Origin of the sequence: Trinickia symbiotica, assembly GCF_003028655.1 — a bacterium.
Taxonomy (GTDB): Bacteria; Pseudomonadota; Gammaproteobacteria; order Burkholderiales; family Burkholderiaceae; genus Trinickia; species Trinickia symbiotica_A.
In genome coordinates this window covers 150882-167995 of the sequence record NZ_PYUC01000003.1, presented here as the reverse complement: position 1 = coordinate 167995, position 17114 = coordinate 150882, and the positions used below count along the sequence as shown (strand labels likewise).

At 64.1% G+C, this 17114-nt stretch carries 16 protein-coding genes; 5 read left to right on the top strand and 11 right to left on the bottom strand.

Annotation, left to right across the window (positions count from 1 at the left end; translation table 11 throughout):
* Positions 1-2: 2 nt before the first annotated feature.
* The 4 genes from C9I57_RS06835 to C9I57_RS06820 form a co-directional block, all read right to left on the bottom strand.
* Positions 3-1211, bottom strand: coding sequence for an acetyl-CoA C-acetyltransferase (locus tag C9I57_RS06835; protein WP_107149882.1), 1209 nt, complete (start codon positions 1209-1211; stop codon positions 3-5).
* Entirely contained in the window at positions 1204-1968 is a 765-nt protein-coding gene (gene can, locus C9I57_RS06830) for a carbonate dehydratase (protein ID WP_107149881.1), read from the bottom strand. Before can ends, C9I57_RS06835 begins: the two co-directional genes overlap by 8 nt.
* Before the next feature lie 84 nt (positions 1969-2052).
* A complete protein-coding gene (gene aceK / locus C9I57_RS06825; RefSeq protein ID WP_107149880.1) occupies positions 2053-3888 on the bottom strand; it encodes a bifunctional isocitrate dehydrogenase kinase/phosphatase in 1836 nt (611 codons plus the stop codon).
* On the bottom strand, positions 3885-4292 hold the full coding sequence (locus C9I57_RS06820) for a MerR family transcriptional regulator (protein ID WP_018441105.1): 408 nt from the start codon (positions 4290-4292) through the stop codon (positions 3885-3887). Before C9I57_RS06820 ends, aceK begins: the two co-directional genes overlap by 4 nt.
* A 178-nt stretch (positions 4293-4470) precedes the next feature.
* Between C9I57_RS06820 and C9I57_RS06815 the strand changes: the two genes are divergently transcribed.
* Complete coding sequence (locus C9I57_RS06815; protein ID WP_107149879.1) at positions 4471-5541, top strand: MBL fold metallo-hydrolase; 1071 nt, start codon at positions 4471-4473, stop codon at positions 5539-5541.
* Positions 5542-5545: 4 nt separating this feature from the next.
* Here C9I57_RS06815 and C9I57_RS06810 read toward each other — a convergent pair whose 3' ends face one another.
* A complete protein-coding gene (locus tag C9I57_RS06810; RefSeq protein WP_107149878.1) occupies positions 5546-6157 on the bottom strand; it encodes a LysE family translocator in 612 nt (203 codons plus the stop codon).
* Positions 6158-6452: 295 nt separating this feature from the next.
* On the opposite strand from C9I57_RS06810, the gene C9I57_RS06805 reads away from it, so the two are divergent.
* Positions 6453-6857 (top strand): GFA family protein, encoded by a 405-nt coding sequence (locus C9I57_RS06805; protein WP_107150169.1) that lies wholly within the window; start codon positions 6453-6455, stop codon positions 6855-6857.
* 34 nt (positions 6858-6891) lie between these two features.
* Here C9I57_RS06805 and C9I57_RS06800 read toward each other — a convergent pair whose 3' ends face one another.
* The gene (locus C9I57_RS06800; protein ID WP_107149877.1) at positions 6892-8352 is read right to left on the bottom strand and encodes an NCS1 family nucleobase:cation symporter-1; all 1461 of its coding nucleotides are present in this window, start codon (positions 8350-8352) and stop codon (positions 6892-6894) included.
* A gap of 51 nt (positions 8353-8403) precedes the next feature.
* On the opposite strand from C9I57_RS06800, the gene C9I57_RS32650 reads away from it, so the two are divergent.
* The 3 genes from C9I57_RS32650 to C9I57_RS06790 are packed head-to-tail and all read left to right on the top strand — an operon-like array spanning position 8404 to position 12112.
* The gene (locus C9I57_RS32650; protein ID WP_181321749.1) at positions 8404-8679 is read left to right on the top strand and encodes a hypothetical protein; all 276 of its coding nucleotides are present in this window, start codon (positions 8404-8406) and stop codon (positions 8677-8679) included.
* Positions 8663-9646 (top strand): PfkB family carbohydrate kinase, encoded by a 984-nt coding sequence (locus tag C9I57_RS06795; RefSeq protein WP_181321748.1) that lies wholly within the window; start codon positions 8663-8665, stop codon positions 9644-9646. The genes C9I57_RS32650 and C9I57_RS06795 overlap by 17 nt, the downstream gene beginning before the upstream one ends.
* A gap of 15 nt (positions 9647-9661) precedes the next feature.
* On the top strand, positions 9662-12112 hold the full coding sequence (locus C9I57_RS06790; protein WP_107149875.1) for a glycoside hydrolase family 65 protein: 2451 nt from the start codon (positions 9662-9664) through the stop codon (positions 12110-12112).
* A gap of 22 nt (positions 12113-12134) precedes the next feature.
* Here C9I57_RS06790 and C9I57_RS06785 read toward each other — a convergent pair whose 3' ends face one another.
* The 5 genes from C9I57_RS06785 to C9I57_RS06765 form a co-directional block, all read right to left on the bottom strand.
* A complete protein-coding gene (locus tag C9I57_RS06785; RefSeq protein ID WP_107150168.1) occupies positions 12135-13427 on the bottom strand; it encodes an RNA polymerase sigma factor in 1293 nt (430 codons plus the stop codon).
* Positions 13428-13460: 33 nt separating this feature from the next.
* A complete protein-coding gene (locus C9I57_RS06780) occupies positions 13461-13880 on the bottom strand; it encodes a YciI family protein (RefSeq protein WP_107149874.1) in 420 nt (139 codons plus the stop codon).
* Between the two features lie 120 nt (positions 13881-14000).
* A complete protein-coding gene (locus tag C9I57_RS06775; protein ID WP_107149873.1) occupies positions 14001-14354 on the bottom strand; it encodes a YciI family protein in 354 nt (117 codons plus the stop codon).
* 205 nt (positions 14355-14559) lie between these two features.
* Positions 14560-16155, bottom strand: a complete 1596-nt coding sequence (locus C9I57_RS06770) for an ABC transporter substrate-binding protein (RefSeq protein ID WP_107149872.1) — start codon at positions 16153-16155, stop codon at positions 14560-14562.
* 142 nt (positions 16156-16297) lie between these two features.
* On the bottom strand, positions 16298-17113 hold the full coding sequence (locus tag C9I57_RS06765) for a helical backbone metal receptor (RefSeq protein ID WP_107149871.1): 816 nt from the start codon (positions 17111-17113) through the stop codon (positions 16298-16300).
* Position 17114 lies beyond the last annotated feature (1 nt).

Sequence of the window (17114 nt, the reverse complement as noted above, 5' to 3'; positions counted from 1 at the left end):
GGTCACGAGACGATCTCGATTCCCATGGCCGTCGCTTCACCGCCGCCGATGCACAGGCTCGCCACGCCGCGCTTGCCGCCGCGCTTCCTCAATGCGCCGATGAGCGTGACGAGAATGCGCGCGCCGGAGGCGCCGATCGGATGCCCGAGTGCGCAGGCGCCGCCGTTCACGTTGACGATCTCGTGCGGCAGGCCGTGTTCCTTCATCGCCGCCATCGTCACGACGGCGAAGGCCTCGTTGATTTCATACAGGTCGACGTCGCTGGCGCGCCAGCCGTTTTTCTCGAAGAGCTTGCGGATCGCGCCGACGGGTGCCGTCGTGAACTTCGCCGGTTCCTGAGCGAACGTCGAGTGGCCGACGACGCGTGCGAGCGGCGCGATACCGAGCCGCTCGGCCGTGGACGCGCGCAACATCACGAGTGCCGCCGCGCCGTCCGAAATCGAAGACGAGTTCGCCGCCGTGACCGTTCCCGTCTTGCTGAACGCGGGCTTGAGCGTCGGGATTTTCTCGATGTTGGACTTGAATGGCTGCTCGTCGCGCGCAATCAGGACCTCGTCGCCCTTGCGGCCTTCGATCTTCGCGGGCGCGATTTCCCACGAGAACGAACCATCTTCGTTGGCCCGCCGTGCTCTCATGAGCGATTCGACGGCGAACGCGTCCTGCGCTTCGCGCGTGAAACCGAACGAAGCGGCGCATTCCTCGGCAAACGTGCCCATCAGGCGGCCTTTATCGTAGGCGTCTTCGAGCCCGTCGTAGAACATGTGGTCGATTACCTGGCCGTGCCCCATGCGCATACCGGCGCGCGCCTTCGGCAGCAGGTACGGCGCATTCGTCATGCTTTCCATCCCGCCCGCGACGATCACATCGGCCGAGCCGGCGGCGAGCATGTCGTGCGCGAACATGGCGGCGCGCATGCCCGAGCCGCACATCTTGTTGACGGTCGTGCAGCCGGTGGAAAGCGGCAAGCCGGCACCGAGCGCGGCCTGACGCGCCGGTGCCTGGCCGAGACCGGCCGGCAGCACGCAGCCCATCAGCGCTTCGTCGACTTGCTCGGGCTTCAGTCCCGAGCGCGCGAGCGCCGCTTCGATCGCAATGGCGCCGAGCCGCGGCGCCGCGAGCGCGGCGAGCTCGCCTTGGAAACCGCCCATCGGCGTGCGCGCCGCGGCGACGATGACGACGGGATCGCTGGACCTCTCTCTTGCTTCAGTCATGCTTGATCTCCTTGATTACGCCTTCGACGACCGCTTCGACCTTCGTCAGTTCGGCGGCGTCGGCGGCGACGATGTCGATATCGGCCGCGCTCGCGCGCTTGGCGGAGAGCGCGGCTACACAGCGTTCGTAAGTACTGCCGAGCATCTCGGCGCTCGAAATCGTCATGCCGAGATTGCGCATGCGGCCGTCGTGCACGCCGTAGGTCCAGCCGTGCACCGTGAGCGGCTGGCTGCGCGCCCACGCGTCGTTCACGATCGTCGTGCGGCAGACGTTGACCACTTGCTCGATCGTGTTCAATTCGACGAGACGCCGATGCCGAGCCTCGCCCATCGGCCACTCGTCGAGCAGCGCCGCATGCTTCGCGCGCACGTCGTGAATGTGATGCAGCCAGTTGTCGGCCAGCCCGACGCGCCTGTCGAACAGGGCCGCGCCGACGCCCGAGCAGCCGTAATGGCCGACCACCATGATGTGCTTGACCTTCAGCAAATCGACGGCGAACTGGATCACGGACAGGCAGTTCAGGTCCGTATGGACGACGACGTTCGCGATGTTGCGGTGGACGAACACTTCACCGGGTGGCAGGCCGATGATCTGATTGGCGGGCACGCGCGAGTCGGAGCAGCCGATCCAGAGGTATTCGGGGGTTTGCTGATCGGCGAGCCGCGAGAAGTACTGCGGGTCTTCGGCCAGCTTGCGCTTGACCCACGACTGGTTGTTGGCGAAGAGGTGAGCGAGCGGATGGTCTTGATCGTTCATGATGCGTTGTGACGGTGGATTTGATTGATACGGGTCCGGACACTGGCGTCCTCGATTGAATGCCGCGAGCGAAACGGCGGCCGTTCAAGCCGCTCGCTTGCCGTGGCTCGGCTCGTCCTTCGCCTGAGGTTCGGCGCCGGGCGAAGTCTCGTGAAAGCGCTCGGGATAGCGATTGCAAAAGCGCACGCCCCTGTCGTAGGGAAAGAAGTCGGGCAATTCACCTTTGAGTAGCTGCTCCTTGTGTCTTTGCCACAGCGCGGGATCGAAGATGTCCGCGTGATGGCGCATGAAGTAGCGGCGCACGGTCGGATCGCCGAGCAGGAACGTTCCGTAGGTTTCGGGAAAGATGTCGTTGGGGCCGACGGCATACCAGGTCTCGGCCGATAGCTCGTCTTCCTCGCTTTGCGCCTGCGGCACGTGGCGAACGTTGCAGTCGGTCAGGTATTCGATCTCGTCGTAATCGTAGAAGACGACGCGGCCGTGGCGTGTCACGCCGAAGTTCTTATAGAGCAAATCACCAGGGAAGATATTCGCCTGGATAAGCTCCTTCACCGCGTCGCCGTACTCCTTGACCGCATGCTCGATATCGGCTTCCGTGCCATTTTGCAGGAACATGTTGAGCGGCACCATGCGGCGCTCGATGTAGACGTGCCGGATGATGACGCAATCGCCTTCGTATTCGATCATCGAAGGCGCTTCCCTTTCGAGTTCGCGCAAGAGTGCATCGTCGAGCCGCGCGAGCGGCAACGCGACGCTTGAATATTCGAGCGTATCGGCCATGCGGCCGAGGCGATCGTGCCGCTTCACGAGCAGGTATTTTTCCTGGATCTTCTCACGCGTCGTTTCCTTCGGTGCCGGGAAGCTGTCCTTGATCAGCTTGAACACGTAAGGGAACGACGGCAGCGTGAAGACGATCATCACGAGCCCCTTGATGCCGGGCGCGACGATGAACTGATCGCTCGAATGCGAGAGATGCTTCAGCAAGTCGCGATAAAAGAGGTTCTTGCCTTGCTTTTGCAGGCCGACCGACGTATAGATCTCCGCCTTCGGCTTGCCCGGCATGATCGTCTCGAGAAAGTCGACGTAGGCGGAAGGCACCGCCATGTCGACGAGGAAGTACGAATGCGAGAAGCTGAAAATGATCTGCAGCTGCTCGCGCCTGAGCAACACGGTATCGAGCGCGAGCAAACCCGGGCGCACATGGCGGATCGGCACGGCGAACGGCAATAGCAGCTCACCGTTGATGATCCGGCCGATGACATACGCGGCCTTGTTCCGAAAGAACAGCGACGACAGCACGTGCACCTGGAAGTTGAACGCTTCCTGAAACGGTCCGTAGGTCTCGTGGAGGGTGTCGATGATGCAGGCGACGTCTCGTGCGAGATTTTCGAATGGCACTTCGAGCTGAAAGTTCGTGACGATTCGCTCGAGCGTCGCCGCGAGGCCGTCCTTGCCGGGATAGTAGGCGCGATACGTGGGCTTCGCGGCTGGCTCCTCGTTCTCGAGATATTCGGTCGAGATGACGGGGCGCACGAAGATGAAGTCGTTGTTGAAGTACGACCGGTGCAGGATCTTGCAGCAGACTGAATTGAAGAACGTCTCGGCGCACTCGGGCTGCAGGTGGTTCGTCAGCAGTCCGATGTAATGGAGCCTGATCTGCTGCCAGACGTCGTCATCGATTCTTTCGGCGTCGTATTCGTCCTGAAGCAGCTCGACACAGGCTTGGACGCGGTTGTCGTATGACGCGATCCGCTCGCGCGCGAGCTTTTGCAGCCCGAGCCAGTCGCCCGTTTCGAAGAGCGTCTTCGCCCGCGTGCCGGCCTCGCGAAAAGCGCCGTAGTGGCCGTTGAAGCCTTCGAGGATCGACTGCGCCATGTCGAAGCCGATCTGCGAGGAGAGGAGCTTCGGAAAGTGCTTCATGCGCGCACGGCCTCGGCCGCCCCGTTTTCGGCGAGCATGGCTCGGCACTGCGCTTCGTATCGAGCTAGGTCCCCGAGCGTCGCGTTGAGATCGTCGAGCTGACGCTCGAGCACCTCGCGGTGCTGCGCAATCGTGGCGAGAAACGCCCGCAACTGGGGTACCGTGTCGGTCGGCGAGTCATACAGATCGAGCAGCCGGCGAATCTCGGAGAGCGTAAACCCGAGGCGCTTGCCGCGCAGCGTCAGCTTGAGCCGCGTGCGATCGCGGCTCGAGTAGACGCGCCGCAAGCCGCCCGAGCCCTCCCGCTTCGGCGCGAGCAGTCCCTGGTCTTCATAGAAGCGAATGGCGCGGGGCGTGACGTCGAATTCGCGCGCGAGTTCGGTGATCGTGAAATGCTGGCTCATGATGTTCGCTTCGGCTCGGCCGGCATGTGCCCGCGCTGCTCACGCGCTCGCGCATTCATGCGTTCGTGCGGCGCTCGCGGGGCGGCTGCGGCTTTTCGGCCGGATCGGGTAGAATCGGTCGACGTTTACGTTATCGTCAACTTCGACAAAGCGCAACCTGCGCGACTCAATCCGTCTGATGAATCCGCTCGAACATCAACTCGACTATCCGTTCGGCGACACGCTCGTCGAGCCGGGCGCCACGCTTGAGGTGGCGCCCGGCATTTACTGGGTGCGCATGCCGCTGCCGTTTGCGCTCGACCATATCAATCTCTGGTTGCTACGCGACGAGATCGATGGACGCCAAGGGTGGACCGTCATCGATTGCGGCATCGCGAGCGACGTCATCAAGGGACATTGGGAATCCATCTTCGACACGCGGCTCGAAGGTATGCCGGTGCTTCGCACGCTGGTTACGCATTGCCATCCCGACCACCTGGGGCTCGCGGACTGGATCTGCAACGGCGGCGCCCGCGAGCGCTGGAACGTGCGGCTTTGGATTTCGCTCGGCGATTACATGCTGGGGCGCGTGATGGCGGCCGGCGACGGGTCGAACGCGGGCGGCGAGGGCGCGGCGCGCCATTTCGCGCGGCACGGGGTGACGGATCCGGAGGCGCTCGAAAAGCTGCGCAATCGTAAGGACTACTATTCGAATCTGGTTCCGTCGATGCCCTCGCAGTACCGGCGCCTGCGTGAAGGCGACAAGGTGCCGATCGGCGCTCACGAATGGCGCATCGTCACCGGCTACGGACATTCGCCCGAGCACTGCGCGCTTTTCAGCGAAAGCGCGGGTGTGCTGATTTCGGGCGACATGGTGCTGCCACGTATCTCGACGAATGTGTCCGTCTTCGACATGGAACCCGAGGGCGACCCGCTCGCGCTTTATCTCGAATCGCTCGGCCGGTATGAGTCGATGCCTGCCGATACGCTCGTGCTGCCATCCCATGGCCGGCCGTTTCGCGGGCTGCATACGCGCATCGAGCAGTTGCGCACGCACCACGACGCGCGGCTTGCCGAGGTGCGGGAAGCTTGCGCTCGCAGCCCGCAAAGCGCGGCCGACATCGTGCCGATCATGTTCCGCCGGCAGCTCGATATTCACCAGATGACGTTCGCGATGGGCGAAGCGCTCGCGCATTTGCATTTGCTCTGGCATGCGGGGGAGCTCGTGCGCATCGAGGGCGCGGACGGCGTGATGCGATTCCGCCTATAGCGCGTTATCTATCGACGATCGCAACGACCCCGAGGGCTATGAAGAGCGCGCCGGAGAGATACCGGCCGAGAGTAAGCGCCGCCCCTTCCGAGCTAACGTTACGGCGAAGCGGATGTGCGAGAACGATGCAGACCAGGTCGGCAATCGTAAAGAAAGCGTTTGCTGCCGCGCCGAGGAGGAATAGTTGCCACCCTACATTGATCGATGCGGTGGGGTCGGCGAATTGCAGCAGAAAGGACATGTAAAAGAGCGCTGACTTCGGGTTCGATGCTTCGATGAATGCGCTTGAAAAGACGATTCTGGTCGGCAATCCCGTCCGCACGTTGTGAGCAGGCTTGGTCCGCAAGCGCTCAATTCCAAGCCAGACCAGATAGGCCCCGCCGACTATCCGCAACGCGTGATAGAGCCACGGGGTCGTTTGCAAAACGACAACCGCTCCGAAAGCGACCAGACAGATCTGGAAGAACGCGCCAACGTGAATTCCCAAGGCCGATAACAGCCCCGCCCGGCGCCCGTGCTGCAGCGTCAGCGATACCGTTTGCAACAGGGCGGGGCCCGGGATAAAGCCGAAGCCGAGGCAAGTCAGGCCGAACGCGAACATCTTGTCGATAGTCATTCGTTGCAGTCTCCAATTGCGATAGCGAGCTGCCGGCACGCTTGTCTGACGCGATCCGAGCGGTAGCCATTTGGTCCGTGGACAGGCGCGACATCAATGCGCTGATCTAGTCACGGCCGCAAACTTTAAAGAAAACTTCAGGCGATGGCATGCCGGCACCGGGTGCTCAGACCGAATTACCTTGCTATTGCGGCGCGCTGCCGCCGCGTGGCCCGGCGCGGACTGGAACCGCCACACCGCCAAGGCATGCGGCTTGCGCATTGATGACCTATGTTTGAACGACGAGGCAGGCAAAATGCTGACAGGCGGCTGTTTATGCGGAAAGGTTCGTTACGAGGTAACGGGCGCGCCATTTCACTCGACGATTTGCCACTGCGTGGACTGCCGCCGGTGCGCGGCGGCTCCCCTGGTTGCATGGTTCAGCTTGAAGCGATCCGAGTTTCGCGTCGTCCAGGGCACGATCGCGCGCTTTGCGTCGAGCAAGCCGGTCTTGCGCACGTTTTGCGCGGACTGCGGCACTCCGCTAACGTACCAACACGACGATTTCCCCGACGAAATCGACGTGACGACCTGCAGCCTCGACGCGCCCGATGCCGTCCCGCCGGACGATCACACCTGGGCGTCGCAACGTCTGCCTTGGCTGCCGATTTCGGACGGGTTGCCGCAGTACCCACACGGCCGCGACAAAGCGGCCGCGTGAACCGCGAGTCGCTCGGTCGCCTGGATCGCTCAGCTCAAACGCGGGCCGTCGGCACGATCGCGGTGCGCGGCCGCAGCGCCGCCATGATCAGGTACATGCAACCGCCGATCAGTACGCCGAAGAACCATCCGTAGGTGTTCCACCAGACGGGCAGCAGAGAGGTCAGGTTGGGCAAAAAAGTCGAAAACACACTGCCGACGCCGGCGGAGACGATCGCGTTGACGTTCCAGCCGCCTTCGTAGCGGTATTCGCCGTGCTCCTCGTAAAGCGCCGCGACGTTGATGTTGCCTTTGGCCACCAGGTAGTAATCCGCGAGAATGACCCCCAGCAGCGGGCCCATCGTCGCGCCGATCGCGTTGACGAAGTGCGCCGCATTGCCTTCCCATGGCGCGAATGGATAGAGCACGAGCGCAATCAGCGCGGCGATGTAGCCGCCCCGCTTGAAGCTGATCTGTTTCGGGAACACGTTCGAAATATCGAACGCCGCGGACACGAAGTTGGCCACCACGTTGATGCCCAGCGTGGCCACGGCGAACGTCAGCGCCGCGATGAGTGCCAGCACCCAGCTGTCGAATTTGGCCGAGATCTGCTCGGGATGGAGCAGCGCTTCGCCATAAACCTTGAAGGCGGCGATAGTCGTGATTCCGGCTACCAGCGAGAACGCGATCAGGTTGACGGGCAGCCCCCAAAGATTGCCTTTCTTCACCGCGTCGCGGTTTTTCGCGTAGCGCGAGAAGTCGCAAAAATTCAGGTATAGCGCGGCGAAGTAGGTGATCCAGGTTGCCCCCACCGCCATCAGCGCCCAAAACGAACCGGGTTCACCGCTGATGCCGGCGTCCTTCGTTTTATCGAGCAGCACGTTCATCGGAATGCCGTGGGAGAACGAGAAGCCGCCAGCCTTGATACAGAGGCCGATCGCGAGAATCAGCATGGCGACCCAGACCGCCGGGCCAGCCCAGTCCTGGAATCTGCGCACGGTCTCCATGCCTTTTTGGATGATGAGCAACTGCAGCGCCCATATGACCACATAACAAATCACCTCCAGCGTGGAGTGGCCGAGCAACTGCGAGCTTTTCTCGAACGCCATCAGGCTGTCGTTGCGCACGAGCAGCGCGACGACCGCCCCCGAAGCCGCTGCCGTTTGCGCGCCGTACCAAAAGCAGGCGACCACGGCGCGCACCAACGCCGCGAGGTTGGCGCCCCATACGCCGAACGACGCGCGCGCCAAAACCGGGTAGGGCACGCCGGTCTTCTCACCGGCGTAGCCGATCAGGTTCATCAGCGCAAAGATCACGAGCGAGCTGAGGCCGATCGCGAGCAGGAAATTGACGAAGCTGCCGCACAGCAAAAAGAGGCTCGCCGCGAGGTAGTAGCCCCACAGGCTGTGCACGTCCGAAGTCCAGACGTTGAAGATGCTGAAGGCCCCCCACTTGCGCTCCCGCGCTGGCGCCAGGTCTTCGTTATAGAGGCCCGGCGAAGGATTGCGGATTTCCATCTGTCATCTCCTTTGAATATGTGGATCTAGGAAACACCGCCGGACACTCCTTTGACGGAGATGCTCCTGCGTCTGAAGCAAAGGGACAGGGAAGCGCTGGACGTGCTTTACCGCGCCGTTTCAAAGCAATCGGTGGTCATTATTGCGCGCGAAAAAAAATTAGGGCAAGCACGCGAAGTGCGCGTTTGCCCGATGAACGGCCCGGCAAGTGGTGGCCGTTGCGGCTCGGGCAGTGTCGATGCGGTGCTCGATGACGGCGCACGGCATGCGCCTTGCGCAGCAATCGGACAAATCCTCACATGCCGTCGATATGGAAACCGTGATTAGCATCGGCAGCATCAACGCCGACTTCCAGATGCGCGTCGATGAGCCGCCCGGCGGTAAAGAGACGCTTGCCGGCCGCGAGCTCATCCGCCCCTCGGGCGGCAAGGCGGCGAACGTCGCTTACCTTGCGCGGCTGCTCGGCATCGAGAGCCGGCTCATCGGCATGGTCGGCGATGACGACCTCGCTGCGCAAGCGCTCGACCCGTTGCGCCGGGCCGGTGTCGATGTCTCGCGCGTGCGCGTCGCGACTGGCCACGCCACGTCCGTCGCCGTCATTCTCGTTCCGCCCGACGGCAAAAAGCGGATCGTGCATGTCTACAACGCGAACGACGTCTGGGACGAAGCGGCCCTCGCCGCGCTCGAGGACGAGATCGGGGCGGCGCCGCGCTCGGCCGTCGTGGCGGTCGACGCGGAAATTGCGACCGATGCTGCGGCGCTCGCGATCCGGACTGCAACGCGCCGAGGCTTACGCGTCGTACTCGATCCATCGCCAACGGAGCGAACATCGGTTTCGCCGATTGCCGACCTGCTCCCTGAGCTTCATGCCATCACCCCGAACAATGAGGAGGCCACCGTACTGACCGGCATCGAGATCAAAGACGACGAAAGCGCGGCGCGCGCCGCCGACGCGCTTCATGCGCGCGGCATTGCGCTCGCGTGCGTGAAGCTTGCCGATGGCGGCTGCGTTGCCGCATTCGACGATTCGACGCTGTTCGTCGCGGCGACCCCTGTTGCGGTCGTCGATACGACCGGTGCGGGCGACGGCTTTACAGGCGCGCTGTCGATCGCAGTCGCGCGCGGCGCGCCGCCCGAAGAGGCGGTGTTGTATGCCGCCGCCGTCTCGCATTGGAGCGTGACGCGCTATGGTTCGCAGGCGGCCTATCCCGGCCCGGACGAACTGCAGCCGATGATCGAGCGTCTGCGTGGCGGAGTGCGTCGCGTGCCGCGCGGCCAGCGCGTCCATCGTTGAGCCGGGAACGCGAACGTGTACGAACACGGCGTCCACTTCAATCATTACGATCGCGCCGACGAGCGGCGGCGCGAATCGTTGCTCGGGCTCGGCAACGGCATGCTGCTCGTGCGCGCGAGCGCGCCGGAGGCGGGGCTGCTCTCGCTGCTCGCCGAAGACGGGACCGTCGCGGCGCAGCCGGGCGCCCGGGAATGCGCGGCGTTCCACTACGCGGGCACTTACCGCGCGGGCGTCTATAACGAGCTCGAAAATAAGATCGATGCGCAGTCCAACCCCGTACGAATGAGTTTCATGCCGCGTCTGCCCGACGCGACGCCGCTGGCGGTGCGCCCGCGTGGCGGCGAGTGGCTGTCGCCCGACTTTGCGAAGGTGCTCGAATACCGGCACGAACTCGACCTCGAACATGCACTCGCCTACCGGACGTTGGTGCTCAGTGAGGGCGGCCGGACGACACGCATCGTCGAAACGCGCCTCGTCAGCGCGGCCCATCCATACTTCGTGCTCGTGCGTTGGCAGGTGGTGCCGCTCGATTGGTCCGGTACGCTCGAGATCGGCGCGGGCATCGAAGGTCGCGTGCGCAACACCAACGTCAAACGTCATGCGGCCTATGTCGGCCGTCATGTGATCGGCGTCGAGTGCGAGGCGTGTGGCGACGATCGTCTCTTGCTGACCGCGCGGCTCGGCGGGTCGAGCACCGACATCGCCGTGGCGACGCGCATCGAGATTGAAACGGCCGGCGCTCGGTCTCGCGCGGAGAGACACGTCGAACGCGCCGCCGAAGCGATCGCCGAAGTGCATGAGGTATCGGTCGAGGCGGGGCGGACACTCACGATCGACAAGCTGATCGCCGTGCAGACATCGCGCGACCATACAGTCATGGGCGTATCCGACGCGGCTCTCGCGACACTCGAGCACATCGCCGACGTCGATGCGCTCATTGACGCGCACCAGCGTGCCTGGCACGCCGACTGGTCGAGATGTCGAATCGTCGCCGACGATCGTGATTTGACGCATCAACTCGACATCCGCTTCTTCCATTTGCTGCAGGCGCTCTCGCCGTTCGCGGCGCTGCAAGATGCCGGCATACCGGCTCGTGGCTGGCAAGAGGCCTACCACGGGCACATCTTCTGGGACGAGATTTTCGCGGCGCCGATATTTGCCGTGCGGCAACCGGAAACGGCCAAGACGCCTCTGCTCTATCGCTTCCGGCGCCTCGACGCGGCAAGGCAGATGGCACGAGAAGCCGGGCTGACCGGCGCGATGTTTCCATGGCGCAGCGCGACGACCGGCTACGAAGAGACGCCGCCCTATCAAATGAACCTCGTCAGCGGCCGATGGATGCGCGATGAGACGCGGCTCGAGCGGCACGTCGGCGCCGCGATTTGCTGGAACGTCTGGACCTACTTTTGCGCGACGGACGATTGGGCGTTTCTCTCGCGCTATGGCGCACCGCTCGTCGTGGAGATCGCGCGCTTCTGGGCCTCGCTTGCCTCGTTCGACGACACGCGCAAGCGTTACACGATAGGCGGCGTCGTCGGCCCGGACGAATACCACGATGGGTGTCCATGGCGAGAGGCGCCGGGGCTAGACGATAACGCCTACGTAAACATCATGGCCGTATGGTCGTTGCTTTGCGCGCTCGAGGTGCTCGCACGGCTGCCCGCCGACCGCCACGATGCGCTTTGCGCGACACTCGCGCTGACGCAGGACGAGTTCGCCCGTTGGGAAGATATTGCGCGCCGCATGTTCGTGCCGTTTACGCATGAAAATGTGATCGCGCAGTTCGAAGGGTTCGATCGGCTGCTGCCCTACGAGCGGGCGATCGAAGCGCGGCAAGCGGATACGCGTCTCGACTGGGCGCTCGATGCGCGCGGCGACAGCACGAACCGCTATCAAGTATCGAAGCAGCCCGACGTGCTGATGCTGAACTACCTGCTCGGCGACGACACGCTGCAGGCGCTTTTGCAGCGCCTCGGCTACGCGTTCGACGACGATGCGGCGCGCCGCACGGTCGGCTACTACATCGAACGAATGACGCACGAATCGACGCTTTCACGGATAAGCTGCGCCGGCGCGCTCGCGCGCATCGATTCCGATCGCTCGTGGCGGTACTTCGTCGATGCGCTGCGCGTCGACGTGGATTCGCAAGCGGGATCCTCGCCGGAGGAAGGCCTGCACCTGGGCGCGTTCGCGGCCGTGCTCGACGTGCTGCAGCGCCGCTACGTCGGACTCGACTTCGACTTCGACGCGATTCGAATCTTCCCCGCGCTGCCGCGCGCGTTGCCGCCGCTGCACTTTTCGTTTCTCTACCGCTGCGATCGGTTTTCGATCGAGACGTCTGCGCGAAGCTGCATCATCGCATCGGACCGCAACAACCGCAGTGCCGTGCGCGTTCGAAGCCCCGCGGGCGACGAGACGCTCGCGCCCGGTGGATCGCTCACGATCGAGTCGCGGCACGCACGCTGACAAGCGACGTGACGCTCGCCCGCTAGCTCGCGGCACCGCTTCCGGCCCGTGACATCTCGTGCACGCGCTCGAGCAACAGCTCCCGCTCCCGTCCGTTTTGTGTCATCGTCGCGGCCCGCTCGAATTCGGCGCGCGCTTCGTCATAACGGCCCAGCTTTGCGAGCAGGTCGCCGCGCACGCTCGGCAGCCAGTGATAGCGGGCGAGCGCGGGCTCGGCGGCCAGCGCCTCGACGAGCGCGAAACCGGCTTCGGGCCCGAATGCCATCCCAACGGCGACTGCGCGATTGAGCTCGACGACGGGCGACGGGCTGATTTGCACGAGCGCGTCATAGAGCGCGACGATCTGCTCCCAATCGGTCTCTTCGGCCGTATGCGCGCGCGCATGGCAGGCGGCGAGCGCCGCTTGCAGCGCATACGGTCCGAGCGCGCCGCCGAGCGATTCGGCTCGCGCGAGCGCGGCGAGCCCACGTCGGATCAAGAGCGGATCCCAGCGCGAGCGGTCCTGGTCGGCAAGCAGAATGGGCCGGCCGCGTGCATCCGTCCGAGCGTGAAGCCGCGACGCCTGGAGCTCCATCAGGGCGACGAGCCCATGCACCTCGCTTTCGTCGCGCGCAAGCTCCGCGAGTATCCGCCCGAGACGCAGCGCCTCGTCGCATAGCACGGGACGCATCCAGTCGTCGCCGGCTGTCGCCGCGTATCCCTCGTTGAAGACGAGATAGATGACTTCCAGCACGGATGCCATGCGGGAACCGCGCTCTTGCGCGCTCGGCACTTCGAACGGGACTTTTGCCGCGCTCAGCGTGCGTTTCGCCCGCACGATGCGCTGCGCGATCGTCGGCTCGGAAACGAGAAATGCGCGCGCGATTTCGTGCGTCGTGAGGCCGCCGAGAAGACGCAGCGTCAGGGCCACTCGTGCGTCGGTCGACAGCACCGGATGGCAGGCGGTGAAGACGAGCCGCAGGAGGTCGTCGCCGATGTCGTCGGCGCGCTTCGCATCGAGCGAATCGACGAAGTCGGGCACGACGTGCGCCTCGAGCGCGTCGAGCTCGTGGCCCATTGCTTCGTGCTTTTTCGCATGAAGCGCGTCGAGCCGCAGCTTGTCGAGCGCGCGATTTTTCACGGTGGCCATGAGCCATGCGCCGGGGTTGTCGGGCACGCCTTGTCGAGGCCAGTGCTCGAGCGCGGCAACGAGCGCGTCTTGCGCGAGTTCCTCGGCGACGCCGATATCGCGCACGTAACGCGTCGCATGCGCAACGACGCGCGCCGATTCGATCCGCCAGACGGCTTCGATTGCTCGGTGCGTCGCGTTCGTCATCGCGTCAGCGGCTTCGTTGCCGTTCACGTTCCGTTATCGCTTCGACGTTTGCAGCTCGCGGAAGCGCTCGATATCGGCGCTCGGCTCGAAATCGTCGAGCTCGTAAAGCTGCCGCACCTCGATCTCCCCATCGGCCGATTCGCCGAACGGGGCGGGAAAGCGCCGCGCCCATTCCATCGCCTCTTCGCGCGAGCGCACCTGAATCAGCGTATAGCCCGCGATGAGCTCCTTGGTGTCGGCAAATGGGCCATCGATGACGGTGCCCTTGCCGCCTGAATAGCGAATACGCCAGCCCTGCGCGCTCGGCCTGAGCCCGGTCGCATCGAGCAGCACGCCGGCTTTCGCCAGCTCTTCGTGGTAGGCCGTCATATCGGCGAGGATCTTGTCGCCTGGGCCCGGCAAGACACCTGCTTCGGTCTGCGCGTTCGCTCGCACCATGATCATGAATCGCATCGTTCGCTCCTTGTTCAGCGCGGATTGATGGAATGCCCGAACCTTTAACGGGCTCCTGTCGATACGACGAACGAACCGGGACCTCATCGACATCGGCACGGGCCGACTAGGTACAAACCCCTATTCATAGCAAGGCGCGAGACGGCGGACCTCGACGGTGCACCACTGGGCGGCCGGGCATTCGGCCGCAATCGCGACGGCCTCCTCCTCGCGATCGCAATTGAGGAGGTAGAAGCCGCCGACCATTTCCTTGGCTTCGGCGAACGGCCCGTCGACGATGCGGCGCTCGCCGCCGCGAACCTCGACGCGCACGGCTTCGTGCGTCGACGCAAGCGATTGCGCCGCCACGAGCAGACCGCGCGCACGCAGATCGTCGGCGAAACGAAGCATGACGTCGTAGGCTGCGCGTCCTTCTTCCGGCGTGCGCGCGCGGCGCTGTTCGAGCGGCTCGACGATCAGTAGCAGGTAGGACATGACAGCTCCTTCGGTGGGGCGGTGGAGGGCATGTTGAATCGGAGAATCCAAAGGATAAGGCACCGCCGTTACCGCTGCCAGCTTTCGCCTCGACTGGAGCAAGCGGTAACGAGCGCCATCGTGCGGGCTGCCTTGCGTCAGGACGGGCGCCCGCCAAGCGGCGGACGAGCGGCCGCCCGGCGGGGCCCAAATTCGCCGATGGGTGTCACTGCACGGCGACCGCGCCGAAGTTCTGTCGCCCGAACGGGCTCACCTGATACCCGCTCACGCTCGCGCGCGTGATCGCGGCCGCGGTCGGATAGCCGAGCGGGATCCACAGCGCCTCGTCGTGGATGATCTTCTGCGCCGCTTCATAAGCCTGTGCGCGCTTGGTCTGATCGGCCGTCTCCTTGCCCTCGGCGATGAGCTTGTCGAGCTTCGGATCGCAGTACCGGGCGAAGTTGATGCCCGATTTAACGGCGTTGCAGCTGAAAAGCGGCGTGAGGTAGTTGTCCGGGTCGCCGTTGTCGCCCGCCCATCCCATGAAGAGCAGATCGTGTTGACCTTGCTTCGCTTCCTTGATGAGCTCGCCCCATTCGATAACCTTCACGTCGGCCTTCACCCCGATCTTCGCGAGATCGGCCTGCAGCAGCTCCGCGCCGGCCTTCGGGTTCGGGTTCAGGACGCTGCCGCTCGGGCGCACCCAGATCGTCGTTGCAAAGCCATTCGGCAGGCCGGCCTCGGCCAGCAGTTGCTTCGCCTTCGCGATATCGTGCGGATACGCGGCGATCGACTTGTCGTAGCTCCAGGTGTTCGGCGGATAGGGGTTCGTGGCCGGCTGCGCCGTGTTGTCGAATACGGTCTTCAGATACGTCGTCCGATCGAACGCGAGGTTCAACGCCTGCCGCACCTTCTCGTTGTCGAGCGGTTTGTGCTGCGTATTGAGCGCAATGAACGCCGTCATGAAGGCGGGCGTCTCGACGACCTTCAGCGCCTTGTCGCCTTTCGCGGCGGCAACATCCTGCGGCTTCGGCGAGAGCGCAATGTCGCATTCGCCGGCCCGCACCTTCTGCGCGCGCACCGTCGCATCGGGCGTGATCGCGTAGATGAGCCGATCGATCTTCGGTTTCGGCCCCCAGTACCGCGGATTGATGTCGTAGCGGATCACGGCGTCCTTCGTGTAGCTCTTCAGCACGAACGGGCCCGTGCCGATCGGCTTCGCGTTGAGCTCGGCCTCCTTGCCGGCTTTTTCGAGCTTGTCCGCATACTCGGCCGAATAGATCGAAGCGAAGCCCATCGTCAGAATCGGCACGAAGGTCGCGTTCGGCTCGTTCAACTCGAATTTCACCGTGCTGTCGTCGACTTTGGTCACCGCTTTCACGAGCTTCACGAGCCCCATCGACTGCGCGTGCGGAAACCCGTTCGGTCCGCTGACCTTGTGCCACGGATTCGAGGCGTCGAGCATGCGCGAGAACGTGAAGACGACGTCGTCGGCCGTCAGGGGTCGGGTCGGCGTGAAGTAATCGGTCTGCTGGAACTGCACGTTCGGACGCAAGTGGAACGTGTAAGTCAGGCCGTCGCTGCTCACCTCCCATTTGTCGGCGAGCGCGGGCGCGACTTTCTTGTCCGCTTCGTCATAGGACACGAGCGTGTTGAAGATCACGTCGGCCGACGCGTTCGTCGTCACGAGCGAGTTGTATTCGACGACGTCGAAGCCGTCCGGGCTCGATTCCGTGCAGACGGTCAGCGGCTTGGCGGCGGCGAGCGCCGGCAGGACGGCGGGCGCGATGGCGAATAAGGCGGCAAGCAGTTTGAGGCGCATAGGTTCTGGTTCTCCGTGAAGCGCGTGGGTTTTTGGGTTCCCAAAAGGCAAGCGGCGCGGGAATCGCTCGACGAATATTACGTTGTCGAAGGCTTCGCTGCAGAGGAGCTCGGGCTGGCGGTCGTCGGCATGGCGGGGGGCGCTAGCCGTCGAGCGCGAGCCGCCGCAGGTAGTCGAGCCCGTCGATCGCGCGAGAGCCGTACCACGAAACCATTTCGCCATCGATGAGCCGCACGGTCTTGCCGGCGAGCTGAGGATCGGCGGCCAGTGCATCGCGGTGCCGCTCGGTGAAGCGATAGGGCTCGCTCGACAGTAGAACGTCGTCGACATCGGCCATCCAAGAGACGGAGAGGTCGAACGTCGGATAGCGCGCGGACCCGGTGAGGCCGCCCGACACGGCCGGTAACGTCTGCCAGTTGACGAGCCGCAACATCGAGGCAATGTACGTATCTCGCGCGACGGTCATCCAAGGATCGCGCCAGATGACGTAGAGCACGCGCCGCTCGGGCCATTGCATGGCCGACAGTGCGTCGAGGCGCTCGCTCAAGGCTTCACCGAGCCGGCGAGCGGCGTCTTCGCATCCGAAGATCGCGCCCATCAGCGCATAGAGTGCGAGGTTGTCGCGAGGCGTAAGGGGATGGGTAACGACGATGTGCGGGACGGACTCGGCGAGCGCATCGATCGTCGCCTTTTCGTTTTCGTCGACATTGACGATCAGATGGGTGGGGCGCAGTGCCCGGACCGCGTCGAGCTTGACCGCTTTCGTGCCGCCTACCTTCGGCACGGCACGCACGCGCTCCCGCGGATGGATGCAAAAACCGGTGCGGCCGACGACGAACCTGCCGAGCCCCAGCGCAAATAGCAACTCGGTGACGCTCGGCACGAGGGAGACGATGCGGGCATCGGGTCCGGCGGGTGCGTGAGCGGTGCCGCTCGCATCGACGTTTTCGGCCGGCATG